The 26,425-nt window shown below is 43.7% G+C and carries 19 protein-coding genes; 15 read left to right on the top strand and 4 right to left on the bottom strand.

Annotated features, from left to right (window positions below):
• The first annotated feature begins 240 nt into the window (after window positions 1-240).
• From EO132_RS05945 to EO132_RS06015, 15 genes are all read left to right on the top strand, one after another.
• The gene (locus EO132_RS05945; protein ID WP_127137022.1) at window positions 241-2,499 is read left to right on the top strand and encodes a heavy metal translocating P-type ATPase; all 2,259 of its coding nucleotides are present in this window, start codon (window positions 241-243) and stop codon (window positions 2,497-2,499) included.
• Between the two features lie 27 nt (window positions 2,500-2,526).
• Window positions 2,527-2,736: a heavy-metal-associated domain-containing protein gene (locus EO132_RS05950; RefSeq protein WP_051947607.1), complete on the top strand. Its 210-nt coding sequence runs from the start codon at window positions 2,527-2,529 to the stop codon at window positions 2,734-2,736.
• Window positions 2,737-2,761: 25 nt separating this feature from the next.
• Window positions 2,762-3,031, top strand: coding sequence for a DoxX family membrane protein (locus tag EO132_RS05955; protein ID WP_036383518.1), 270 nt, complete (start codon window positions 2,762-2,764; stop codon window positions 3,029-3,031).
• 610 nt (window positions 3,032-3,641) lie between these two features.
• On the top strand, window positions 3,642-4,196 hold the full coding sequence (locus EO132_RS05960; protein WP_036383520.1) for an RNA polymerase sigma factor: 555 nt from the start codon (window positions 3,642-3,644) through the stop codon (window positions 4,194-4,196).
• A 155-nt stretch (window positions 4,197-4,351) separates the two neighbouring features.
• Entirely contained in the window at window positions 4,352-5,530 is a 1,179-nt protein-coding gene (locus EO132_RS05965) for a FecR family protein (RefSeq protein ID WP_051947309.1), read from the top strand.
• Window positions 5,531-5,595: 65 nt separating this feature from the next.
• A complete protein-coding gene (locus EO132_RS05970; protein ID WP_036383522.1) occupies window positions 5,596-9,120 on the top strand; it encodes a TonB-dependent receptor in 3,525 nt (1,174 codons plus the stop codon).
• A gap of 17 nt (window positions 9,121-9,137) precedes the next feature.
• The gene (locus EO132_RS05975; protein WP_036386573.1) at window positions 9,138-10,517 is read left to right on the top strand and encodes a RagB/SusD family nutrient uptake outer membrane protein; all 1,380 of its coding nucleotides are present in this window, start codon (window positions 9,138-9,140) and stop codon (window positions 10,515-10,517) included.
• Window positions 10,518-10,722: 205 nt separating this feature from the next.
• On the top strand, window positions 10,723-11,610 hold the full coding sequence (locus EO132_RS05980; protein WP_036383524.1) for a PIG-L deacetylase family protein: 888 nt from the start codon (window positions 10,723-10,725) through the stop codon (window positions 11,608-11,610).
• Between the two features lie 47 nt (window positions 11,611-11,657).
• Complete coding sequence (locus EO132_RS05985; RefSeq protein ID WP_036383526.1) at window positions 11,658-12,920, top strand: MFS transporter; 1,263 nt, start codon at window positions 11,658-11,660, stop codon at window positions 12,918-12,920.
• On the top strand, window positions 12,917-13,762 hold the full coding sequence (locus EO132_RS05990) for an ROK family protein (RefSeq protein WP_225604830.1): 846 nt from the start codon (window positions 12,917-12,919) through the stop codon (window positions 13,760-13,762). The genes EO132_RS05985 and EO132_RS05990 overlap by 4 nt, the downstream gene beginning before the upstream one ends.
• A gap of 22 nt (window positions 13,763-13,784) precedes the next feature.
• Entirely contained in the window at window positions 13,785-16,436 is a 2,652-nt protein-coding gene (locus EO132_RS05995) for an exo-rhamnogalacturonan lyase family protein (RefSeq protein WP_036386577.1), read from the top strand.
• Between the two features lie 86 nt (window positions 16,437-16,522).
• On the top strand, window positions 16,523-17,953 hold the full coding sequence (locus EO132_RS06000) for an SLC13 family permease (RefSeq protein ID WP_036383527.1): 1,431 nt from the start codon (window positions 16,523-16,525) through the stop codon (window positions 17,951-17,953).
• A 200-nt stretch (window positions 17,954-18,153) separates the two neighbouring features.
• A complete protein-coding gene (locus tag EO132_RS06005; protein WP_036383530.1) occupies window positions 18,154-18,879 on the top strand; it encodes a DUF6088 family protein in 726 nt (241 codons plus the stop codon).
• Window positions 18,876-19,850: a nucleotidyl transferase AbiEii/AbiGii toxin family protein gene (locus EO132_RS06010; RefSeq protein ID WP_036383532.1), complete on the top strand. Its 975-nt coding sequence runs from the start codon at window positions 18,876-18,878 to the stop codon at window positions 19,848-19,850. Before EO132_RS06005 ends, EO132_RS06010 begins: the two co-directional genes overlap by 4 nt.
• A gap of 162 nt (window positions 19,851-20,012) precedes the next feature.
• Window positions 20,013-20,387 carry a hypothetical protein gene (locus tag EO132_RS06015; RefSeq protein WP_127137023.1) on the top strand — a complete coding sequence of 125 codons (375 nt, stop codon included), beginning with the start codon at window positions 20,013-20,015 and terminating at the stop codon, window positions 20,385-20,387.
• 297 nt (window positions 20,388-20,684) lie between these two features.
• Here EO132_RS06015 and ggt read toward each other — a convergent pair whose 3' ends face one another.
• From ggt to EO132_RS06035, 4 genes are all read right to left on the bottom strand, one after another.
• Window positions 20,685-22,370, bottom strand: coding sequence for a gamma-glutamyltransferase (gene ggt, locus EO132_RS06020; protein WP_119647236.1), 1,686 nt, complete (start codon window positions 22,368-22,370; stop codon window positions 20,685-20,687).
• 64 nt (window positions 22,371-22,434) lie between these two features.
• Window positions 22,435-23,712, bottom strand: coding sequence for a M14 family metallopeptidase (locus EO132_RS06025; RefSeq protein ID WP_119647237.1), 1,278 nt, complete (start codon window positions 23,710-23,712; stop codon window positions 22,435-22,437).
• Window positions 23,713-23,722: 10 nt separating this feature from the next.
• Window positions 23,723-25,093, bottom strand: a complete 1,371-nt coding sequence (locus EO132_RS06030) for an alanine/glycine:cation symporter family protein (protein WP_119647238.1) — start codon at window positions 25,091-25,093, stop codon at window positions 23,723-23,725.
• A gap of 4 nt (window positions 25,094-25,097) precedes the next feature.
• Window positions 25,098-26,420: an amidohydrolase family protein gene (locus EO132_RS06035; RefSeq protein WP_119647239.1), complete on the bottom strand. Its 1,323-nt coding sequence runs from the start codon at window positions 26,418-26,420 to the stop codon at window positions 25,098-25,100.
• Window positions 26,421-26,425: the final 5 nt, after the last annotated feature.

Consider the following 26,425-nt stretch of genomic DNA (forward strand, 5'->3'; position numbering starts at 1 on the left):
GTTTGTCCTATCGAATATATTCTAAACTGATCGGGGCAAATTCTCCAAAAAAGATTGACGTGGGCGAACCTGATTTCATAGATGTTGCCGAATTCTATAAACCACTCACCAATTATAAGTACTTGACGAGGAAAGATAAAAGTTGATTTTTCGGAAAATTCTACAACTCTTTCAGTAAATAACGTAACAGTGCATTTTAGGTCTATTCTGAAATTTGTACCATACAAATCGGAGTAGAAAATGGATGCAATCGATATTATTGAGGACACCGAAAGGAAACCGAAGACGGTGTCAAAAAAATCTTTCCCGGTCACTGGAATGACCTGTGCTGCCTGTGCATCCAGCGTGGAATCCATGCTAGGCCATACGGAAGGGGTCTACAATGCCAGTGTCAACTTTGCCAATAGTACGGTCCTTGTGGAGTATGACAGTGCTATGGACCTAAGCGATCTTCAAAATGCGGTACGTCAAATCGGTTATGATATAATTGTGGATGCCGAGGATCCTACCGAAGTACAGGAAGAGCTTTCGAAAAAGCATTATGTATCCATAAAAAAGCGAACCCTTTGGTCCGCTATTTTGACACTTCCCATTTTCCTTCTGGGGATGTTTTTTATGGATTGGGTCCTGGGTAGGTGGATTTCGTTGGTACTTGCCGTTCCTATTCTGTTCTGGTTTGGCCGAAGTTTTTTCATAAATGCCCTCAAACAGGCCAGATTCGGTAAGGCCAATATGGATACCTTGGTCGCACTCAGTACGGGCATTGCCTTTTTGTTCAGTGCATTCAATACCTTTTTTCCTGAATTTTGGCTCAGTAAAGGCATGGAACCCCATGTATATTATGAGGCGGCCACAGTGATCATCACCTTTATTTCATTGGGGAAATTATTGGAAGAAAAGGCGAAATCAAATACATCCTCCGCCATAAAGAAATTGATAGGGTTGCAGCCCAAGACCTTAAAGGTGATAGCAGATGGGGAGGAAAGGGAAATCCCTATTTCTTCGGTCAAGGTAGGTCAAACGATATTGGTCAGACCGGGAGAGAAAATCCCTGTGGATGGAACGGTGTCCAAAGGAAGTTCCTATGTTGATGAAAGTATGATCACAGGCGAACCCGTCCCTGTAGAAAAGACAAAGGATGAAAAAGTTTTTGCCGGTACCGTAAACCAAAAAGGAAGCTTTCAGTTTGTAGCTGACCGGGTGGGAGGGGAGACCCTTTTGTCCCAGATCATCAAGATGGTGCAGGAAGCACAGGGGAGCAAGGCGCCCGTACAAAAATTGGTGGACAGGATTGCCGGTATTTTTGTTCCCGTGGTAATGACGATTTCACTGGTGACATTTATCACCTGGATGTTCCTGGGGGGTGAGGACGCTTTTACCCATGCACTGTTGACCGCAGTTGCCGTATTGGTAATAGCTTGTCCCTGTGCGCTGGGTTTGGCAACCCCCACGGCCATCATGGTGGGAATCGGCAAGGGGGCCGAACACAATATCCTCATCAAAGATGCGGAAAGTTTGGAGTTGGGTTACAAAGTAAATGCCATTGTCCTGGATAAAACGGGAACCATAACAGAAGGAAAGCCAATGGTGACCGATATGGTCTTTGCGGACCATGTGACCGATCACAGGGCCCTGGAGCAAATTTTATATGCCATGGAAGGGCAGTCCGAACATCCCTTGGCTGAAGCCGTGGTCTCCTTTTTAAAAAATAGAAAGGTAAATCCGGTCGAAATTTTGAACTTCAATAGTATTACAGGAAAAGGTGTTCGCGCTGAGGCATTGGATGGAACCCTATACCTTGTGGGCAATCATAAGTTGATGGTCGAAAAAGGAATCGCCATGGATGACAACCTGGGGCACATGGTCGAAGGGTTAGAGCAGGAGGCCAAAACGGTCATATACTTTGGCGGTGGAGGCAAGGTAAAGGCGATTTTGGCCATTATGGATAGCATAAAAAACTCCTCAAAGGAAGCCATACGGGAAATGCAGGGGAATGGTATGGAAGTTTACATGATGACCGGTGATAACAAGATGACAGCCGAAGCCGTATCACAACAGGTAGGTATCAAAAGCTATGAAGCCGAAGTGCTCCCATCAGAGAAAGCTGATTTTGTGAAAAGGCTTCAAGAAAGTGGAAAGGTGGTCGCTATGGTGGGCGATGGTATCAATGATTCGCAGGCACTTGCCCAAGCAGATGTCAGCATCGCCATGGGCAAAGGGTCCGACATAGCCATGGATGTCGCGAAAATGACCCTGATCACCTCTGATTTAAATGCGATTCCCAAAGCGCTGAAGCTCTCCCATAAGACCGTTATAGGTATAAGACAAAATCTTTTTTGGGCCTTTATATACAATATCATTGGAATTCCTATAGCTGCAGGGCTGCTGTATCCGATCAATGGATTTTTGTTGGATCCGATGATAGCTGGTGCCGCTATGGCCTTTAGCAGTGTATCGGTCGTATTGAACAGTTTGAGACTTAAAACAATTAAACTTTAATAATTCTCTAATTTAAAATTGATGAACATGAGTACATTACAATTCAAATCAAATATTAAGTGCAGTGGGTGTGCCAATACCGTAAAACCATTTTTGGATAAGGTGGATGGCGTGACCGATTGGTCGGTTGACTTTGCCTCCCAAGACAAATTATTGACCGTTCAGACTACAAGTGCCACGGAAGAGGAAATTACCTCTGCCGTTGAATCGGCTGGATATCATTTGACCAAGAAATAAAGGAATGTCCAGAAGAATATATTAAATGGTTCGAATAGGATTGGGGGTTACCTTAATCCTATTCGGGTTGGATATGTTTTTTGAACTTCTTCCGCACAACCAAGTGATGATCAAAGAATTTGTGTTCGCTTGCCATGGGCTGCTGACCAATGAATTTATAATGTCCATGGTAGGTGTTGTCGAACTTATATCCGGAATATGCTCGATTATTGGAAGATGGATAATCGTTGCACTATCGGTCATGGTCTCCATTGCTTTTGGAATCCTTGGTTTTAACTTTAAGGTTGATATATAGCCTTTTTATTGATATTTTATAACCATTGGGGTTGCCATATCCCAAACCTCTTTAGAAGACACGGCCGTAATTGCTTCGTCCCTATCTCATAACTTGCACACATGACGATATAGGTCGTGTTAAAAATCAAGCTGAACTCCCTTTAGGAAACCGATGTGTGTAAGCCATGATCAATCTTATTCCGGAGTTGTACATCCAAACACAATAGTAGGATTTAGTTCATCTACAATTCCAATGCTTTCGGTATAGGGTTACAGTAAGCTAATTGGTGAAATGGGTAATAGGGGAATCAAAGCTCCTCTTCATATTTTTTTAAAAAACAAATCATTTAAAGATTTTTTTATAATTTGTTAACGTTTTTTGGTATTTATTCTATTGGTCACTTCAGATCAAAGAATTGAAATAAGGAGCTTATACAGCTTCCCTTTATTAAAAATAGCCCAAGATTGTATTGGGGGATTTTTATGTAACGGCACTTTTTCGTTTGAGATAAAGGTAGTTCATGCCACTTTGCTTGAACTACCGCTACGTTAAGAGCGTGAGACAGGTATTGGTGATACAATGGAAGTATTCCCAATGGTCGCGCGCTGAATGACCAAGACGAAAATATATGGACCAAAAAAAATACAGTGATGAACATCTTCTTGTTGAGCAGCTGAAAGAAGGCTGCCAAGAAGCCTATGGATACCTTTTTGGGATATACCATAGAGAACTGTGCAATTACATGACGGTGGTCTCTGGCAGTACAAGGGTCGCCGAAGATATAGCCCAACAAACTTTTATTAGGTTATGGGACAACAGGGAACGGTTGGTTGTCCAAGAAAACAAACTAAAGCATTACATCTTCAAAATAGCCTACCACCTCTTTATAGACTCAAAACGGAAAAAGAAAAAGGAATTTGAGTTGTTGGAGAGTCTCAAACAAGAAGCGTATCTGGAAGTTGCAGATACCGATGCTTCACTTTTTGAGGAACGATTGAAAAGAGTGGAGACCGAAATAGAAAACCTCCCCGAACAGTGTAAGCGGGTCTTTATAATGAGTAAAAAGGAAGGCCTTAAATACCAAGAGATCTCCGAGAGACTTGATATATCCATCAAAACTGTTGAAGTGCATATGGGCAAAGCACTGAAAAGACTTAGGGCCCAACTGACCATTTTCTTCTAAAAACCTCTCTGTAGGTTCATTTTCCCTGAATTGTTCCTTCTAAAGTTTCAGGGCAAAAAAAGCATACTCCATAATTTTTGTGTTAAAAAAATAAATTCAGGTAAGGGTTTTTTGAAAAACTGCGTCTGTTTTATAAAAGAGATAAATTTTCACCGATGACCAAGTTCGATATAAGAAGAACTATTACAAGATACATCAACCAGGAAGCTACCCAAGAAGAATTGTCAATGTTGTATGAGTGGGTAAAAAAGGGGAACAACCAAGAAGTGTTCAAAAAGTATGTTCAGGCAGATTTCCTGATAAATTATCAGAACAGATCTTGGAAGTCTGAGGAAGCCTTCAAAAATTTCTTGGAAACCATAAAAGAGAATGACTCCAAAAAGGTAAGGTCATTGTTGGTACGCGGAGATATGTGGAAATATGCGGCTGCCATAGTGGTAATTGTATCCACATCCTTGTTTGCATTGCTATACAGTACTCCGCAAGAGGATATGACTCCTCGAGTGGACTTAAATATGATAACGTTGCAATTGGAGAATGGTGAAGTGTTGAATCTAGACCCAAGTGCCAATGGAACGATTAAAAGCAAAAAGGGAAATACTGTTTTTTCTTTGGTAGAAGGAGTACTCACCCAAAAGAATGGAACCAAAGGGAAGAAAGTGGAAAAAAACAATGTACTGAAGATCCCTTATGGGAAAAAGCTCTCGGTAACCCTACAAGATGGTACCGTGGTCATGTTGAATTCGGGGTCTACATTGAGCTATCCGGCTAGTTTTTCCGGGAAGGACAAAAGAGAGGTGTATTTGCAGGGAGAAGCCTTTTTTGAAGTGGCCAAGAACCCGGAACAACCGTTTTTTGTCAAAACCAATACAATATATACCCAAGTGTATGGTACAGTGTTCAATGTATCCGCTTATACAGAGGATGGAGTGGCGGAAGTGGTTTTGGTAGAAGGCTCGGTAGGAGTTGGGGAAGTTGATGTAAATACCTCCAAAACCCCACAAATGCTAAAGCCCTCACAAAAAGCTTCAAAGCTACTTGATGTGGAGAGTGGTTTTGTTGTGGAAGATGTGGATGTTTCTTCATATGTGTCGTGGACCAAAGGCATATTGACCTTTGAAAACGAGGCGATGTCCAACATTATAAAAAAGCTGGAGCGTCAGTATAACATACGGATTATAAACCAATTTGAAGAATTGGGTGAGCGAAGATTCACGGGAATGTTCGATGTGGAGGACATAGACCGGGTTTTGAAAACAATTCAGACCCATACCCGCTTCAGCTATCAAAAAGAAGGAAAAACAATAACAATAAAAGAACCTAACAAACAATAGTGCTTATGATTTGAAGAACCAGTAGACCAAAAAACGAATACTTAACTAACTAGACTAAAAGAATTATGAAAAAAACCAAAACTATCCATGCTTTGTCGCCAAAGGTCGGTAGAAGAATATTATGCTGTTTTTTCTTACTGTTTATATTCGGCCATTTGAAAGCGGCATCATGTACGCAAGAGGATATTGTTGCCATAAGCTTTGAGAATACGAAGCTAGGGGATGTATTTGAAATGATTACAGAATCAACCGGATACAAGTTTTTCTATGAAGCTTCCGATGTTGACCTGAACCATAAGGTATCCATATCCCGCAAAGACCTTTGTGTTGAAGATTTCATGAAAGAACTTTTCAAGGATACGGACCTGTACTTTGAGGTGATCGCAAGGCAAATTGTGGTGAAGCACAAAGACAAGGGGCCACTGCCCAATTTAGTTCCCCAGAAAAGAATTGATGCACCAAAGCCGCAGTCCAACCTTTCGGGTACGGTTCTGGACGAAGCAGGTATGCCCTTGCCGGGGGCAAGTATTGTGGCCAAAGGGACCACAGTGGGTACAACTACCGATTTTGACGGGAAATTTACCATTACATTGCCAGCAGGTGTTACCGAAATCCAAGTAACCTATATTGGGTATAGACCCAAAGAAGTGAATGTGGCAGGACAGACCTCCATCACGGTTTCCATGGAACAGGATGCCGCTGCCCTTGAAGAAGTTGTGGTAGTGGGGTATGGAACATTGGCCAAAACCAAGGTGACAGGTTCTGTAGTCTCCATTACCCCAGAAACCATTGTTGAGGTTCCCGCACTGACCCCGGAAGGTGCCCTGATCGGCCAAGTTTCCGGTGTGCAGGTACAGGAAGTCTCCGGTGAACCAGGAGCGGCCCCTAACATTAGGGTGCGTGGTTCAGGTTCTATTTCTGCGGGAAACGACCCATTGTTTGTTGTGGACGGAATCCCTATTTCGCGTAACCTTACCTCATCAAGTCAGTTGGGAGGTGTTGCCAATAGAAGGGCTACGTTCCAACCCCCGACCATTAATCCATTGGCTACGCTAAATCCAAATGATATTGAATCCATTCAAGTACTCAAGGATGCAAGTGCCGCAGCTATTTATGGATCTAGGGGAGGTAATGGGGTTCTTTTGATCACCACCAAGAAAGGGTCCAACTCTGAAGAAGGAGTATTTTCTTTTGATTCTTATGTGAGCATACAGTCCGTTGCCAATAAGTTGGATTTGATGAATGCCCAAGAATTGATAGACTATACTACGGATGCCAGGAACAACAATTATCTGGCCTCTGTTGATGGAGCTTCCATCAATGATCCCATAGGACCCGGAGATAGAGGGAATGCCAACTACGAACTACCGGAATCCTTTGTTAACTGGGATGGTACGGATACTGATTGGCAAGACCTTATCTTTAAGACCGGGATAGTTCAGAGTTACAATTTTTCATACGCATCACCGGTAAGGAACAAGACAAGTTTTTATGTATCCACGGGCTATTTTTCCCAAACCGGGGTTATAGATAAGGCGAAGTTTGAGCGGTACTCCGTACTGCTGAACCTAAATTCCCAACTTGCCAAAAAGTTGAACTTGGATGTAAGATTGGCCCCGACCGTTACCGAAAACCAACGGGTACCGGCATCTTCACCTTATTTTGCCACGCCTCCAGGTATCGTCTATTCAGCCATAGTGCATTCTCCAACAGTGAGTCCATACAATCCTGACGGTACCATAAACCAACTGAACAACCAATCCTATTTGGGAGGTGGGACCACAACGGCAAGTAATCCTTTGGCAATCATCGAAGCCGTGGATGACCAAATATTCCAATTTCAGACAAGGGGAAGCCTTGCATTGACTTACGATATTTTACCGGAGTTGAGTTTTAAGACCTTCGGAGGGGCATACATTAATTTGTACAATCAGGATTTTTACCGTGCCAACACATTGTTGTACAGAAATTCGGCGGATGGTAACCCGTATGGACAGGCATCATCTTCCACAGAGACCAATTGGCTTTGGGAGAATACCCTCAATTGGAAAAAGGAATTTGGAGACCATTACTTGGATGCTGTTTTGGGATATACCGCCCAAAAGGACAATTTGACATTGAAACAGGTATTGGCCAACAACTATCCGGATGATTTGGTTCCCACCATCAGTGGGGGACAGGTGTTTGGTGGCACCTCTGTAAAGGAACAGTGGTCGTTATTGTCCTCTCTATTCAGGGTCAACTACAGTTACAAGGACAAGTATTTGTTTACCGGTACGATTCGTTCCGATAAATCATCCAGATTCGGAAAGAATAACCAAACGGGATATTTTCCTTCTTTCTCGGTTGGATGGCGATTGAACGAAGAATCGTTCTTGGTCGGGTCAGAAACCGTTTCCGAGCTAAAACTTAGATTGAGTTGGGGGCAGACGGGTAACTTTGAGATTCCCAATTATGGGGCCGTTGGCCTATTATCCCCCCAAAACTATAACTTGGGAGGAAATGAAATCAACGGTTTGGTCCAGAGTACCATTCCCAATCCCAATCTGACTTGGGAGAAATCGGAACAGATTGATGCAGGTATTGAACTGGGATTGTTCAACAATCGAGTTTTTCTTTTGGCCGATTACTACGATACAAAAACCAGAGATTTGTTGTTGAATGTTGCCATTTCCTCGGTATCTGGGTTTGAAACTACGTTGAGAAATCTTGGTGAAGTACAAAACAGGGGATTTGAGATTGCGTTGAGCACCAAGAATTTTGTAGGAGATTTTACGTGGAATACGGATATCAATTTTTCAACCAATAAGAATGAAGTGCTTTCGCTCAATGAAGGAAACGAACCCATTTATTCTTCAGGTAGTGCCGGTGTACGCCACGTAACAAGGGTAGGAGACCCGATAGGAAGCTATTACGGATATGTAGTGGACGGTATATACCAATCACAGGCAGAAATAGATAGTGCTCCCCTGGATACCCAGGCTCCTGATCCAGGTGTCGGTGATTTCAAGTTCAAGGACATTGATGGGGACGGAGAGATCACTCCAGATGATAGAACGGTTACCGGGAGTTATTTTCCGGATTTTACCTGGGGGGTAAACAATAGGTTCAAGTACAAGAACATAGATTTGAGCTTCTTGATCCAAGGAGTCGAAGGGAATGAGATCTTGAACCTTACCTCAAGACATATGAAGAACGGGGAGGCCAATTTTAATTCCTATGCCATTTTCAATGAACGATGGAGGTCGCCTTCCGACCCTGGGAACGGGTCGATTCCACGGGCGGACAGAGAATCTGGAAATCATGGAAATAACAACAGACCGTCTTCTTTCCAAGTAGAGGATGGGTCGTATATCCGATTGAGGAATGTGACCTTGGGTTATACATTGCCAACCAATAATCTTTTTGGAAGCAACATCCAGAAACTTAGGTTCTATGTTACGGGAACAAATCTTTTTACGATTACCGATTACCTTGGTTACAACCCAGAGGTGAGTAGTATTACCACGAACAGTTTAACCCCGGGCGAGGATTATGGAGCATTTCCATTGACCAAATCCTTTACCCTAGGAGTAAACTTAAAGTTCTAACCTAAAAAATGGAAAACATGAAACGAGTTCTATATATAATACTATGCACGGTTCTATTCGCCGGATGTAGTGAAGACTTTACCGACCTTGCACCAGTATCCAATAGGAATGAAGCCGATTTCTATAATTCTGCGGATGATTTTGAAGTGGCCATCAATGCAAGTTATTCAGGGCTTCAAAGCACAGGAATTTATGGAAGGGGGTATTGGACCATGTTCGAGATGCGAAGCGATAATACCGATCAAGGTCCGGATGCCACAGGGTTGGCACGTCAATACACCGAAATCAATTCCTTTACCGAAGATGCGTTGAACGAGCAGATTACTTCCGCATGGAGTGAATCGTACAAGGTGATTGCCAATTGCAACGTGATTTTGGAACGGATACCTAATGTGGAAATGGATGCCTCCCTAAAGAACAGGGTCACAGGAGAAGCACTGTTCATTAGATCATTGGTGTACTATCATATGGCCATCGGTTTTGGAAACATCCCTTTACAGCTTACACCATATATCTCTGGGGAAGAGCTGACACAGGTCGACCAAAACACGATTTTGGGACAATTGGTCACGGACCTGACCGCGGCCGAAGATGCCTTACCGGTTTCTTACTCGGGCAGTGAAGTGGGAAAAGCAACAAAGGGAGCGGCTGCTACTCTTTTGGCCAAGGTATTGCTGACCTTGGGTGAAGATTCTGCTGCTGAAACGGTACTTCGGAGAATCATAGCCAATTATGGATATGAACTGCTTCCAGACTATGCCGATTTATGGGGTGTGGCCAATGAGAACAATGCGGAATCCATTTTTGAGGTGCAATACATCAGTGGGGGGATTGGACAAGGAAGCCTTTTTACCAACGATTTTTCACCCAGTACCGATTTGCAAACAGGCTCAGGATTTGGGCGAAACCGACCTACGGTTTCCATGTTGGAGGCATATGAGGACGGTGACCTTCGGTATGATATATCGATGGGGGATTCTTATGTGGATTTGGAAGGAGAGACCATAGAAGCTAGGTACATCAAAAAGTACCGATCTGATTTGGCAATTGAAAACGATTCCGATACCAACTTTGTGGTTTTTAGATATGCAGATGTACTTCTTATGCTGGCCGAAGCATTGGGGGAAACACCCGAAAGCTATGATTTGATCAATGAGATTAGGAATAGGGTAAATCTTCCCGATATTGATGCCTCCACTCCAGGAACCTTCGAAGAAAAACTATTGCAGGAAAGAAGAGTGGAGCTTGCTTTTGAGAACCATAGATGGCCAGATTTAAAACGCTTTGGTATGGTGGATAAAATCCAGGATGCTGAACCCTTCATCACCGGGACAAGGGAGTTTTTCTATATCCCACAACGTGAGATGGACATTAACCCAAATTTTGTACAGAACTAAGCAATGACTTTGATTACGTTATAATGTGTTTTCATTATTTAAGTTAGTTTGATTGGTAGCGCCCCAAAAGACCATGAATCCCTACTTATGATGCTATGGGTGCCATTGTCAAAAAGGACAGGGGTCCGTTTCATAAAGTTGCTTTAAAAGAATCGACCAAAATCACAATTATTAAATTTTTAAGGAACCTAATATAGATTATACGATGAGAAAATTAATGATGGCAATTTGCCTTTGCTTTGCCTTTGCAACCATCCAGGCACAAGAAAAAAAAGTACTCAATATTATAGCCATTGGGGCACACCCTGATGACTGTGACTCAAAATTCGGGGGTACTGCAGCACTCTTTGCAAAAATGGGCCACAATGTGAAATTTTTGGCGTTGACCAACGGAGACGCAGGCCACCAAAGCATGGGAGGAGGGCCATTGGCCAAAAAGCGCAGACAAGAGGCCAAGGATGCGGCCAAAGCTTTGGGTATTGCGGAATACGAAGTTCTGGATAACCATGATGGGGAGCTGTTTCCCACTTTGAACGTTCGACTGGAGGTAATCCGAAGAATACGTGGCTGGAACGCTGATATCGTTTTAGGGTTGAGACCCAATGATTATCATCCCGATCATAGAAATGCAGGTTCCGTTGTACAAGATGCAGCCTACATGAACATTGTGCCCAACGTAGCTCCGGACACACCACCCCTTAAAAAGAATCCAGTTTTTCTATACATGAGCGACCACTTTAAAAAGCCATACCCATTCCAAAAAGACATTGCGGTGATAGTGGATGATGTGATCGATACCAAAGTCAAAGGTTTGGCGGCCCACGATTCACAAATGTTCGAATGGTTGCCATGGACCAATGGAATGGACCTTGCCACCATTCCCAAAGGAGAAAAGGAAAGACTGGCATGGCTGAAGGACAGATGGATGAACAGAAAACCCGATGCCGGCACTTTGGAAGTCGTAAAGAAGTGGTATCCCAACGTGGATGTCTCCAAAGTAAAGCAGGTGGAGTTCTTTGAGATTTGCGAGTATGGAAAACAACCGACCGAAGAAGAAATCAAGGAATTGTTCCCCATGCTGGGTACAGAATAGGAGTGGACCAATATTTGGAACCCCAAGATTAAAATAACCAACCAAAAATGGAGCACAACAAGGCCACAACCAAAAGATATTTTCACATCATTGGGTTGGTAATGATCGTATTCTTTGTAATATCCTTCATCACCAACATACTGAACTCCATAATAGTGGATGTTAAGGGTAGTTTTGATCTAAGTCTGACTTTGACAGGCCTACTGCCATTTACATTCTTTATCGCATATGGGATCATGTCCATACCTGCAGGGTTCCTTTCCGAAAGGTTTAGTGAGAAGACCTTACTGTCCGTATCCTTTCTGGTAATGGCCATTGCCTCTATGGGCTTTGCCCTTACCCCACAGTACAGCGTGTTCAGTATTACACTATTTATACTGGGTTGTTGTATGGCGGTCCTTCAGGTCATTATTAATCCCATGTTACGCGTGGCCGGAGGTGAGGAACATTTTGCCTTCAACTCGGTACTGGCGCAATTGGTGTTTGGGTCAGCGTCTTTTTTAAGTCCTTATCTCTATAAATACTTGGTGAACAAGGAAGAGGTTTCCAACGATATGATTGCAGACATGTTGCGGGGATGGGTGCCTGAGGATTTGCCTTGGGCCTCGCTCTATATTGTGTTTGCCGGAATATCCCTTTTGTTGTTTTTCTATGTTTTTTTTACCAAATATCCAAAGTTTGAAAAGACTGAGGAGGAAAGGGCAGGGGACAAAAGCTCCTATTGGGATTTATTGAAAAACAAATGGACCTTACTGTATTTTATAGGGATGTTTTGTTATGTGGGTACGGAACAAGGTGTTGGAAATTGGATATCCCAATTCTTATCCGAATACCACGGACTTGACCCACAAACCACAGGAGCTGACACTGTATCCTATTTTTGGGCCATGTTGACGGTAGGATGTCTGCTGGGCCTTCTATTGTTGAAGTTTATGGATAGCCGGAAACTGTTGATTTTCGCAACATCCATAACCATAGTCTGTCTTATTTTGGCCTTGACAGGCTCATCCCAAATGGCATTGATAGGTTTTCCAATGGTAGGATTCTTTATTTCGGTAATGTATTCCATTATAGTTTCATTGGCGCTCAACTCGGTAAAGGAACACCATGGTTCGTTGTCCGGAATTTTATGTACCGGTATAGCAGGTGGGGCGGTCATTCCATTTATGGTAGGGGGGCTGGGTGAAATGTTGACCCTGAAATCTGGAATGTTTTTTCTGATACTGCCCTTGGCATTTATTCTTTCCATCGGCTTTTGGGCCAAACCCTTGGTAAATAATAAGACGATAAGCTTAAAGAAGGAACAGTGAAAGGGATTGGAGCAGAGGTTCTTGGGGTTGATATAGGTGGAACTAAGATCAAATCGGGCAGGGTGATGGGAAACAGAATAGTGGATACCCATCTCATTGAAGTAAATCGAGATGATTCAGAGGAAATTGCCCTCAATAAGGTGTTTGGGGCCATTGATGAGCTTATGACTGATTCAATTCGAGCCATAGGTATAGGTGTTCCCGCGGTAGTAGATCCAGATTCAGGAATGGTATATGATGTACAAAACATTCCATCTTGGACAAAAGTTCCTTTGAGAAGAAAAGTTCAAGATCGGTACAATGTGCCTGTCCATATTAACAACGATGCCAACTGTTTCGCGTTGGGCGAGAAGCATTTTGGGAAAGCCATGGGATATTCGAATTGTGTAGCGCTTTCATTGGGAACAGGATTGGGTATGGGCATTTTGGTGGATGGAAAGCTATACAATGGCGTACTGTGCGGAGCGGGGGAAGTAGGTATGATTCCTTATAAGGATGGGATTATGGAGCATTATGCAGGTAGTTTTTTCTTTGATGAAAAATACGGGGAGTCGGCCAAAGCCTTATTCAGGAAGGCCATGGATAAAGATAAGTTAGCTCTACAGGCGTACAAGGAATACGGAGTTCATCTAGGAGAAGCCATCAAGGCCATTCTTTATATGTATGCTCCCCAAGCCATAGTCCTTGGCGGATCCATAAGCAAGGCATATGCGTTTTTTAAAGAATCGATGCATGAAACCTTAATTTCATTTGCTTATCAAAAACAATTGGAACAAACAAAAATTGAAACATCAGACTTAATGGATGCTCCCATATTGGGCGCGGCTGCATTGTGTCTGTAAAATGTATAATCGTATTGCACAAATGAGAATACTAGCTTTAATATTACTTACATGTTTTTTGCTTAAATCCTGTGGGACCCCAGAAAAGGGCAAGCAGGTCAACATTACCATAGAGAACAATAAAGAAGGTGCACCAATAACCCTTGGAATTCCTTTTCCAAAAGGTACACTCCATTCGGTGGACCATCTACGTCTGTTGACATCCCGAGGTACTGAGATTCCTTGTCAAACCACAGAAGTGAGCAATTGGGGGCCAACCGACGAAAGTGTTAAATGGGTATGGGTTTTCTTTTTCTCCGAAAAAGACTCAGAATACATATTGGAATATGGTGATTCTGTAATACCCATACTTCCCAAAGAAAAGATTGTTTCCATGAACAACATGCGGCCCCAAGGTGGGATAGAGGTGAATACAGGGCCTTTGTCCTTCTCCATACATAAAAAAGGGAATGGTTTTTTGGATGAAGTGTTTTTGGATTCCAACAAAGATGGAAAGTTTGATAAGGAGGAGCTCATTGTTTCTTCACCAGGAAAAAATAGGGGTTCTTTTCTCGATCTTTTGGATGATGCCGGAATAGATACTTCGAAAGCGGTGATAAATGAGGTGTTCAGGGAGAAAGGATCTGGCCCGATGCACAGTATATTCCGGATAGAAGGAACCTATACCTATAGCAGATCGGATAACAATCTGTCCCCTTTTACCATTTGGTTGCACGCCTATGCGGGAAAAAGCTACATAAAAGTTTTGCATACCATGACCTATACAGGAATCCCGGACAAACATAAACCACAAGAAGGGGAACATGCCAATATTGCCACACAAAATAAGATAATCGTAACGGAGAACACTGAGAACGATATGGGTTGGACTCAGCCCAATGATCAAATTGCAGCCTGTGGGCTTCAGCTTAAATACCATCTGGATAATGAAGTAAATGTTTCAATGCCTCTATATGAAGGAAGCTGGAAAGAAGACAAAGCCAATACTTTTCTGGAGGAAATCGCTGCCAATGGGGAATCCCCAGTTCAACTTTTACAACAAGGCCCGGCAAGGAGAAAGAGCACCAGTTTAAGAAGTTTGTACCTCAACGGTTTCAAAAAGGAGGACGATGGGAACAATCCCGATACGGCTTTGGAATTTAGGGCCACTGTTTCAGAAGGGGAAGAAAGTAAAGCAATAGTGGAAAGGGCTAAAGGATGGCTCAACGTTACCGACGGAAAACGAGGAGTAGGCGTTGGGATTAAAAACTTTATGAAGGAATATCCCAAAGGGATTGAGGTCGATCCTGCCAATGGAACTCTTTTGGGCAGTGTTTGGCCCAAGGAAAACGGTCCCATGAACTTTGCTAGACATAATACCGAACCGGATGGGGGCATGTTGGGCAATTTTGCCCAAGGGATTACCAAGACCACAGAGTTTGTCTATTACTTCCACAACAACGATGCTATGGATAAAGTAGGGAAAAAGATGGATTATATCATCGAAAACCCAGTGGCGCATGCCACACCTGAGTGGTATACCCAATCCAAGGCATACGGTAATATGGCCCCTTTTTCATCCAAGCATCCGGAATTTGAGAACGCCCTGCAATATAAATACCAATGGTGGGCCTATAACCAAAAGCATGAGCCGTGGTATGGGATTTTCAACTATGGGGATGGGAAAAGTTACTACTTTAATGGAAAATGGGTACAATGGACCAATAATGAACCCACAGTGGACTTCATGCTCTGGACCAACTTTATGCGGACAGGAGACTCCAAATATTATAATTTGGCCCAAGCCATGAGTAGGCATACCATGGATGTGGACAATGTGCATTGGCCCAAAAAAAGAACCTATTATGGGGAGATAAATGATGCCATAGACTTCTGGAACTATGAGGATGAACCCAAGTCCACCCCCTATTTGGGCATAGGAAGAAGGCATGCCAATGAACACTGGTATGCTCTTTTGAGTGCCCATGTATGGATACAAGGTTGGATTGCATCATATTACCTTTCTGCCGACCATAGGGCCCTCGAAGTGGCCAGAATGACTGGGGATACTTATATCAACAGAATATGGGGGGAGCATGATCTAAGGGGAAGAAGGTTATATCTATCCGTTTTAAACCTTGTTGAACTGTACGATGCCACCAAGCTCCAAAAGTATAAGGACGAACTGGACGATAGGGTCAAGTTAATGTTGGAATTCCAGGAACGTCAGGGAGGAAACCTACTCTTGGATAGATATGGGTATAGTCAGACCTATGTTGCCCAAGGACTTTATAAGTACCAACAGATAACCGGTGATGAAACCGTGAGACAAGCTCTTTTGAAACATGCTCGCTGGGTCAGGGATGTGCCTCCCTTGAACCATGAGATGGAATCATATTTGGCGACCATATATCCATTGTTGATAGGATATGAGTTCAGTGGGGAAAAAGTGTATCTGAATGAAGCTCTTGAGAGAGCCAAAGTACTAATGATCGGAGAACTGCCCAAAGAACCAGCGTCCTATGAAAATGCGGAAGCTTTTAGCGAAGATCTGGTCAAGATTTCCTATTTGCCAAAAAGTAAAAAGAGCTTTACCAATTGGGAAACCAATCAAGGACTTCGCGTATTTGGATGGACCCATGCCTATAACATTCCTTACCTGTTGTACTGGATGGACAAGGAACATATGAATTAAATCTTGTAATCTTTGCGAAAAGAGGCGGTTCGATCATAGATCAACGCCTCTTTTTTATATAACCATACCAAATCAATTCAAAAAACATGTCATATAAACGTATGGGCCTTTTACTTGGTCCGATTCTGTTTCTTCTCATTCATTTCTTTTTTAGCGGGGAGGGTCTCTCCTCCCAAGGAAGGGATATCTTGGCCGTTACCTTATGGATAGGTGTTTGGTGGATTTTGGAGGTGCTTCCGATAGCTGCCACGGCGCTGCTTCCCATTGTTTTGTTTCCCATGTTGGGGGCACTGGGCCTAGAGGAAACCACAGCTAACTATGGCCATAAATATGTTTTCTTGTACATGGGTGGGTTTATGTTGGCAATGGCCATAGAAAAATGGAACCTGCACAAGAGAATCGCATTGCATATCATAAGGGCCATTGGTACCAATATGTATACCATTGTATTAGGATTTATGGTGGCTACTGCGTTTCTTTCCATGTGGATATCGAACACGGCCACTGCAGTGATGGTAATGCCGATGGCCATATCCATTGTAAAACAGTTAAAGGACAATCCACGGACCGCCAAGGACGAAAATGCTGTTTTTGGCAAGTTGCTGATGCTTTCCATCGCATATTCGGCATCCATTGGAGGGATAGCAACATTGATAGGTACCCCACCCAATCTGGTTTTCGCCGGTTTTGTACAGAAGGCCTATGGGTTGGATATCAGTTTTTGGCAATGGATGAAGTTTGGACTTCCGATATCGATTCTACTGTTGATTTTGGCATGGCTATACCTTACGCGGATTGCCTACCCGTTGCGGCAAGGAAGATTTCCTGGGGGAAGGGAAGAGATCCATAGGCTTATACAGGAACTGGGACCTATGAAAAGGGAAGAAAAGATTGTTATGGCCGTTTTTGTTCTTACCGCACTCTGTTGGATAACACGGTCGTTCTTATTACAAAAGATTGTTCCTGGGATAGATGATACCATAATAGCCATTGGAGCGGCACTTGTTTTGTTCATTTTGCCTGCTGGAAAGGGTAGGAAGATGATAAAATGGGAAGAAGCTGTTCAGATTCCTTGGGGGATAATTCTGTTGTTTGGTGGAGGAATGGCCATCGCTAGTGGTTTTGAGACTAGTGGGTTGGCAATTTATCTGGGTTCACAAATGACATTCTTTGATGGATTACCCTTGCTTACGTTGATATTATTGGTCATAACCTGCATAAATTTTTTGACGGAAGTCACCTCGAATTTGGCCACTACGGCCATGATGTTGCCTGTTTTGGCACCATTGGCGGTGACCTTGGATGTTGATCCGTTCGTGTTGATGGTTGCCTGTACCACTGCCGCTTCCTGTGCTTTTATGCTTCCAGTGGCAACGCCCCCAAATGCGGTGGTCTTTGGATCGGGCTACCTTAGAATCCCCGATATGGTACGTACTGGTTTTTTAATGAATTTAATTTCCATTCTTGTGTTGGCCATTGCGGTGTATTTCCTATTGCCTCTATTTTTGAAAATATAAGGGATGGTGGAGGAATGTATGTTCACATCAAAGAGAAATTTCTAGTAACATATTGAGTGGTTTGTTAAAAACCTATACCAATAATATCTTGTGACTAATTAATATCAAGGCGGATCATCGAATAATCTTTTTAATCAATATGTCAAGTTTTTTGCGCATAAAACTTGACATGTAATTTATTTGGATATCTTTGCATTGTAATGACAATTGCGAAAAAAATAGCGGATAAAATAGCGGAACTCCCGAAGGACAGTACTTTTGGTTATGCCGATTTACCTATTCGGTCAGAAGAATATGTAACCGCTGCAAAGGCCTTGGAACGACTACAAAAAAAAGGAATTATAAGAAAATTGTCCAAAGGCATTTTTTACAAACCCAATGTAACGGTTTTTGGAGAACTAAAGCCAAGGGAAGAGGATATTCTAAGACCATATTTATACGAAGATGGTAAGCGAATAGCCTATATAACCGGAACCTCTTTGTACAATCAGTTGAACCTGACTACCCAAATACCGTCACTATACAAAATAGCAAGTGCCGAAAAGCGCATATATATTAATAGAGGCGGCATCAAAGCAAAGCCCGTAAAGAGCTACGCACCCGTTACTGATAAAAATTATAGGATGTTGGGTTTTTTGGATGCCATGAAAGACCTTAATAGCATTCCGGATGTTGATAAAAAATCCGCTATTCTTATTTTTTTAAGACGTTTAGGGAAAATGACACCCAAAGAATTGGATGTACTCATCAAGTATGCTCTCTTGTACCCACCACGGGTAAGGGCTTTGTTGGGAGCACTATTAGAACAACTTGATGTGGCAATCGATATAAAAGAATTGAAAAACTCACTTAATCCACTTACTATCTATAGATATAATTTGCGTGATACCACATTGACAACACAACCAAATTGGAATATCGTATGAATCTGCACACTAATAGTGAACTCTTTGCTGAGGCGATAAGGGCAACTGCCCAACGTATGGATATTCTAGAAATTTACGTGGAAAAGGATTATTGGATATGCTATGCCCTAAAGCTCATTTATGAAAGTGCAAACAAAGATGAGGCCATATTTAAGGGGGGTACAGCTTTGTCAAAGTGTTTTAAATACATTGACCGTTTTAGTGAAGATATTGATTTGGTAGTATTGCGCAGGGAAGAAGAGACGGGGAGCCAATTAAAGAACAAGCTTAAAAGAATAACCAAGGAAATAGTAGAACCATTCGAGGAGGTGGATATTGATGGAATCACCAATAAAATGGGAATGATAAGAAAGATTGCCTATAACTATCCCAAAATCTTTGAGGGCGATTTTGGACAAGTAAGGGATACTATCATTGTTGAAGCTACGTGGTTAGGTCACTTTGAACCATATATTAAGAAGGTCGTCAATACGTATATCTATGAAATGATGGTTGACTCAAACCAAACCAAACTAGCAGAGACTTATGGATTATTACCCTTTGAAGTACTTGTGTTGGATGTCAAAAGAACACTTTGCGAAAAAATAATGAGTTTGGTCCGGTTTTCCCATACTAAAAACCCAATTGAGGATTTGAACAACAAAATTAGGCATGTATACGATATTCATCAATTATTAAAGGATGAAACGGTTCTAGGATTTTTCAATTCGGGTGCATTTGATAAAATGCTCCTAAGGGTAGCCCATGATGATACGCAAAGTTTTAAGAACAACAATGATTGGTTAAAGTACCACCCAAAACAAGCATTGATTTTCAAAGAACCTGAAAAAACATGGAACCAACTTAAAGATACCTATCGCAATGAGTTTGAGTATTTGGTTTATGGAAAATTGCCAAAAGAGGAAAGCATTTTGGAAATAATTCTGTCCATATCAAATAGACTCACAAAAATAAAATGGGAGAATGTATAATGTAGATCAAATAGTAGACCAAAACAAGGACACGAAATGCAAATCTTTAATCTACTTATCTCTACCTACCCACTATCCAGCAGAGGAAATCACTTCTGCCGTTGAATCGGTTGGATATCATTTTACCAAGAAATAAAAGGAATGTCCAGAAGAATAGATTAAATGGTTCAAATAGGATTGGGGGTTACCTTGATCCTATTCGGATTGTATAAGTTTTTTGGATTTCTGCCTCACGACCGTGTGATGACCGAGGAGTCCATTGCTGTTTACAAAGGACTATTGGCCAATAAATTTATAATGCCAACAGTGGGTGTGGTGGAACTGTTACCAGTTATACTTTTGGTCGTTGGTAGATGGATAATTGTTGCATTGTTAGCTATGATTCCTATTGCTTTTGGAATCATGGGTTTTCACTTTGCGGTGGATATACAGGGCATTTTTTGGGGAATTTTGATAGCTTTTGGGCTTGTTTACCTTCTTTCAATGCATTTTTCTAACGTTGGATACCTAATCAAGGAAGTGGATACCATTGGTTGAATATCGTGATTTTCCATAAACCGCAACCAATAATTGAATTTATTGGTTTTTGAAAATTCCTTTACTATAATATGTAAAGTTCAATTTTTTGTTTGTAATCGCCCCAAGGTGTCTTTGGCTTTTAAATTAAAGGGATATCAATCAGGAATATAAAGGGTAAGCGATATTTGAGGAAGAACGTTTCAATCTTTCATGGGTAAATTCCCTTACCTTGAAGGTGTATAGGATACGTAAAGTCAATGGTCTCAAAAATCATCAGTATGCGTTTTACCAAGTAGGGTTTGGTTCTCTGGGTGGTCAATATCCCGCAGCGGTATCGTCCCCTCGTTTGTCCGCCCCGCCCTCAAGTCTGCCGTCTTCCAGCACTCGGATGGCGTCTACCTTTCCTATGATCCGGGTCCTGCCCTCATTGATTTGGTAGCCTTTTGCCTTTAGGGTTTCAATGGTTTCCAAAGGAAAGCCTTCGGGTTCGAACACGACTACATCGGGCATCCATTGGTGGTGGAACCGCGGAGCGTTCACGGCATCCTGCATGCTGAGATTGAACTCGTGGACATTGAGTATGGTCTGGGCCACGGCCGTGATGATCGTGGAACCTCCAGGGGTGCCGACGACCATGTAAAGCTCGCCGTCCCTTTCCACTACGGTCGGTGACATACTGCTCAACATTCGTTTCTCGGGTGCAATACTGTTGGCCTCGGAGCCAGGAAGACCGAACATATTGGGAACACCGGGCTTGGTACTGAAATCATCCATTTCATTGTTCAGGAAAAATCCCAAGGCATCAATATAAAGTTTGGAACCGTATCCACCGTTCAGGGTCGTGGTCGCACTGATGGCATTGCCCTCCGCATCGATAATGGAGTAGTGGGTGGTCTCGCTGCTTTCCACAATTTCCACCGTTCCATGGCCTACTTCCGAGGACAAGGTGGCCCTATCAAAAGTAAAATCGGCCATTCTGCACTTTAAGTAGTCAACGTCCATGAGCCCCTTATAGGGAATGTCCACGAAATCGGGATCACCAAGGTAATGGTTCCGATCCGCATAGGCTCTTCTGGAAGCTTCGGTGAACAATTGGATGGCCCTTGTCGAATTGTGGCCATAGCTAGCTATTTCATAGGGTGCTATCATGGTAAAGATCTGATCCATGGTCATACCACCACTGCTGGGGGGACCCATTGAGATGATCTTGATGTCCTTGTAGTCAAATACAATGGGCGATCTCCACTTGGCCTCATACCTAGCGAGATCCTCCTCCGTGATCACACCTCCCTTTGCCTGTACATAGGCCGCTATTTTTTGGGCTACCTCCCCTTTGTAGAACCCATCACGTCCCTCGTTCATGATCTTTTCCAAGGTGGTGGCCAATGCCGGGTATTTGATGGTATCACCAGCTTTGTACACGGTCGCGAACTTGGTGCTGTCACTATTAGCTTCAATGAATCGTTTTCGGGTACCTTCTAATCTTTTGGCCTGTTTTTCGGTCACCACGACCCCTTTTCTCGCCAAGGCAATGATGGGTTCCATGATTTTGTTGAGGGGCAGTTTTCCGAATTTCTTGTGGACTTCCAGAACCCCGGCCACGGTACCTGGGACACCTACGGCGGTTCCCCCAGATGTGCTCAGCCCAGGTATGACATTGCCCAGGGAGTCGAGATACATGTCCCTATGGGCGGCCAATGGAGCCTTTTCCCTGTAATCGATACTTCCCACTTCACCATTACTCTTGCGATAGACCATAAATCCCCCGCCCCCGAGGTTTCCCGCAAAAGGGTAGGCCACCGCTAGGGAAAGTTCGGTGGCTACCATGGCATCGAAAACATTCCCGCCTTTTTTCATGATTTCAACGCCTATCTCCGAAGCTTCCCTACGTGCAGAGACGACCATGGCATTTTCCGTGACCAAACCTGTCGGTTCGGCAGGTAACTCACGGGTACATTGGGTAAATAGTAGTAAGGGAAGAAAATATAGCATTCTTTTCATGGGTTTATTTTTAAGGTACTTAATGTTGCTTTTCTGGATTCCGGGTTTTGCTCTTTTGTCCGGGTCAGGGAATGTCCTTGATACGCTCCAACATGATCTCCATAAGTGCTTCGGCGCCCTTCTCCGCCTTTTCCTTTAAAAAATCCCTTGGGGTATTGTCCCCGACCTCAAAGACCAAGGCCTCGGCACCATGTTTTACGAAGAAATAGTTCCTTGATACCGTGGTAGGGACCAAATCCCCATTAGGCTTGATATTGGGATCATATCCCTCGATGCGCTTCTTTAGGCCATCCAGCCAGGTGGAGACCAAATTGGGCATGTTTCCATGGAGTTCCGGATCCACGGTATAGTAAATATCATCCCAAGTGGAATGGAAATCTATGCCGAAATAGAACTTCCCTTGGGTCTTCTCGACCATCCCTTCCATGAAATCCTTGACCGCAGAGGTTTCCGGTTGGTTAAAATTGGCCCAATCCCGGTTGAGGTCTATTCCACCGGTATTATGTCTCCAAAACCCATTGTCGACCCCGTCAGGGTTCATCAAGGGGACCACATAGATGGTAAATTCCTTTCGGAACTTTTTGGCCAATTTGGTATTCGAGGAAAGGGTCTCCACAAAGGATTTCATAGTCAGGTACCCTGTTACCTCAGGGGGATGCTGTCTGGAAATGATCATAATCATATTTTTGGAGTCCGTATCGCCAATGCTGAGCAAATTGAGGTTCCGGCCCTCACGGCTCTTTCCAATGGTGTTCTTGGTCACGAACTTTTTCTGGGAAATACTGTCCATCCAGGCATTTACCCGGGCCGAATTTTCCAATTCTTGTCCAGCGACCCAGAGTGTATCCGGGCCCACTTCCAATCGCATTTTGACCTTTTCAGGCAAGGAGCCGGGGCCAAAGGCCTTTTCTCCCTTACCAATCTCAACATAACGAAGGGAATCCAATGCGGTCCAGTGCACTCCGTCATGGCTGAGCTTTGGATAGTACCTGTGTTTGTTGTCCGCTTGATAGGTCAGCCATACATCAATGGTCATAGGACGCTTTCCCCAAACCTTGAACGCATACCACGGACTGGTATTGATCGGAGTGTTCTCCGAAGTGATCAATAGGGTATAGGTACTGTCATTGTTCTGGACCAAGCCGTTCAACCGGGCACCGTCGAACTCATTGGAGAAGGTTATACCTTGATCCGGAAAGGCAAACTGTCCCTTCCATTGCTTTTGGACCGGTTTGGAATCCGTTGGTACGGCATTCACAGGGGGTTGGCCCTGGAACCGTTGTTCTTGGCCAAATAGGTTCGCTATGGCCAACAGGCTTAGGAGTACAAAGATTTTTTTCATAATAGGATTTTTAAGCTAGTTGTTTTTGCAGTTCAATTTTCTTGAAATAGGATGCGTTGGCCGCATTGATGCGCGGTGCCAATAAAATCGCCGAAACCATGGTGGGGATGGACATTAGGGCAAAGCTGATATCGATGATGCCCACGACACCGGCCAAGGAGGAAACCGAGCCAAGGAATATGCCCGCGATATACAGGTAGTTATAGATGTTCCGATATTTGGCTCCAAACAGGAATACCACACATTTCGATCCATAATAGGAATAGGTGAACAAAGAGGTCAATGCGAATATGGCCACGATAAAGATCAACAACGGGGCACCTATTACAGGCATGGCAGAAACGAAAGCTTCCAAAGTAATGGACACACCACTGAGGTCCGAACGCTGCCAACTTCCCGTGACCAAGATGGCAATGGCGGTCAAGGTACATACCACTATGGTGTCGATAAAGGGCCCCAACATCGCTACCAGTCCTTCCTTGATCGGTTCGGTGTTCTTTGAGGCACCATGTGCCAAGGGAGCGGTGCCGATACCTGCCTCATTCGAAAAGGCGGCCCTTCGTACCCCCATAATGATGATGGCACCCAGACTTCCCCCCAACACCGCATCGCCGGTCATGGCATCCCTAAATACGTCCATTAGGACCGGAATGATCCTACCATGGTTGACCACCAAAATATAGCTAACAGATAAAAAATACAAAGTGACCATAAAAGGGACCAGTCGACTGGCCAGGTTTGCTATGCGCCTGATTCCCCCAAATATGACCAGACCCACCAAAAAGCAGATTACGATCGCCACCATTGAAAGGGTCAGGTCCTTGGATGGTCCCATAAACGAGAGGGGCATCACTTCCACGACGACCTGGGTCAACTGGTTTGCCGTAAAAATGGGAAGTGAGCCAAAGATCCCTGCCATTGAAAAGAAAATGGCCAGGGGTTTCCATGGTTTGCCTAGACCATTGACGATGACATACATGGGCCCCCCTTGAGATTCCCCCGAATCATCGGTACCCCTGTACATGACGGAAAGGGAACAGGTATAATATTTGGTCGCCATCCCGATCAAGGCACTGATCCACATCCAGAAAAGGGCACCAGGCCCACCCATCGTAATGGCAAGGGCCACCCCTGAAATATTGCCCATGCCCAAGGTGGAGGACAAGGCTGTGGTCAATGCCTTGAAAGCACTGATCTGTCCAACATTCGAGGCCGTCTCGTACTTTCCCCTGATGACCTGAAGGGCATGCCAGAAATGCTTGAACGGCAATAACCTGGAATACACCAAAAGATATATTCCGCCACCCACCAACAGCAATAATAGGGGAAATCCCCAAATCCAGTCACTGATTCCGGTTATCGTTGCTTCAATTTTTCCCATCTATCTATTCGTTCTGGCCTAATTTGGAGGAATAGCGTTTGTAGTCCAATTGTTGTGGTCCTTCCAAATCGATCTGCTTGCCGCCAATAAATGCCAAGGTCAACGCATTGGTCTGTATATCGAGTGCATCCCCCTTGGACACAAATAGACTGGCTGTCTTGCCCATGGCAATGGACCCCAGCTTATCGTCAATTCCCAGAATTTTTGCGGGATGCAAAGTAATGGTTTTCAGGGCTTCCTCCTTTTTCATCCCAAATGCCACCGATGTTCCCGCATAAAAGGGCAGATTGATGGAGTTGGACAACGATCCCACATGGTACATGGATACCTCGATGCCCATCCGTTGCAATTTTGTTGGCAAACCATAAAAGGCATCATAGTCCATATCATCGTTTCTGGGGAGGTTGTAGGTAGGCGGTACAATCACCGGAACTTGGTTTTCCTTGAGAAAATCGACAACTTCCAGGGAACCCTCAGAGGCCACCAAGGAGATTTGGTCAATGCCAAAGGACTTGGCAAAGGTGATGCTCTGTATGATTTCCTTGGGTTCATTCGCATGGATGACAAGTACCCTTTCTTTTTGGAACAGATTCGTTAAGGCCTCCAACTTCAAATTGGTTTGGGCAGTGGGCATTTGTTCGTATTGCTTGGCATCGGAGAACAATTTTTCCAGTTCACCGGTAATCTTTTCGTAAGAAGTATTGGGGCGGAGCATCCTGCTGTTCGTCTCGGCATCATAATAACTCGATAGGGCAGAGGGCCAATCGAGGTGTATGGCCGCAGCCCTTTTGAATACGGCTTCCTCCCAGTTCCAGCCATCCAAGGACATTACCGATGAGGTGCCTGGAATGACACCTCTTGATCGAATCGATTCAATGTAAAGAACCCCATTGAACCGCAAAGGTGGAAGAAAAGTTGATGTCATATCAAAGGCGTAGACTGTTTGTAGGTTGGGAAGATAATCCCCTTCCTCCAAGGTATCATTGGTATGCGGAACGCCACTGATTTCGTTGATACCGATAATGGAATTCAAAAGGATAAAACCCGGATATACCTGTTGTCCGGTTATGTCTATGATCTTATAATCGATCCCATTGGCGTCCAGATCAGAGGCTTTGCCCAAGAAGGTAATGGTCCCCTTGTCAAATCCGACCGCGGTGTCCTCCAGTACCCGGCCATCTCCGGTATGGACGGTCCCCCCAACCAAAAGGATGGGAGTTTCCTGCTCCTTGGCAACCATCGGAAGAATCTGGGCATCCAATCCTTCCAAAAGGCTCGAAAGGATCAGTATCATGGTCAATATCGTATACAATGTCTTGTTTTTCATGTTCT

Origin of the sequence: Flagellimonas oceanensis, from assembly GCF_003992595.1 — a bacterium.
GTDB classification, from domain to species: Bacteria; Bacteroidota; Bacteroidia; order Flavobacteriales; family Flavobacteriaceae; genus Flagellimonas; species Flagellimonas oceanensis.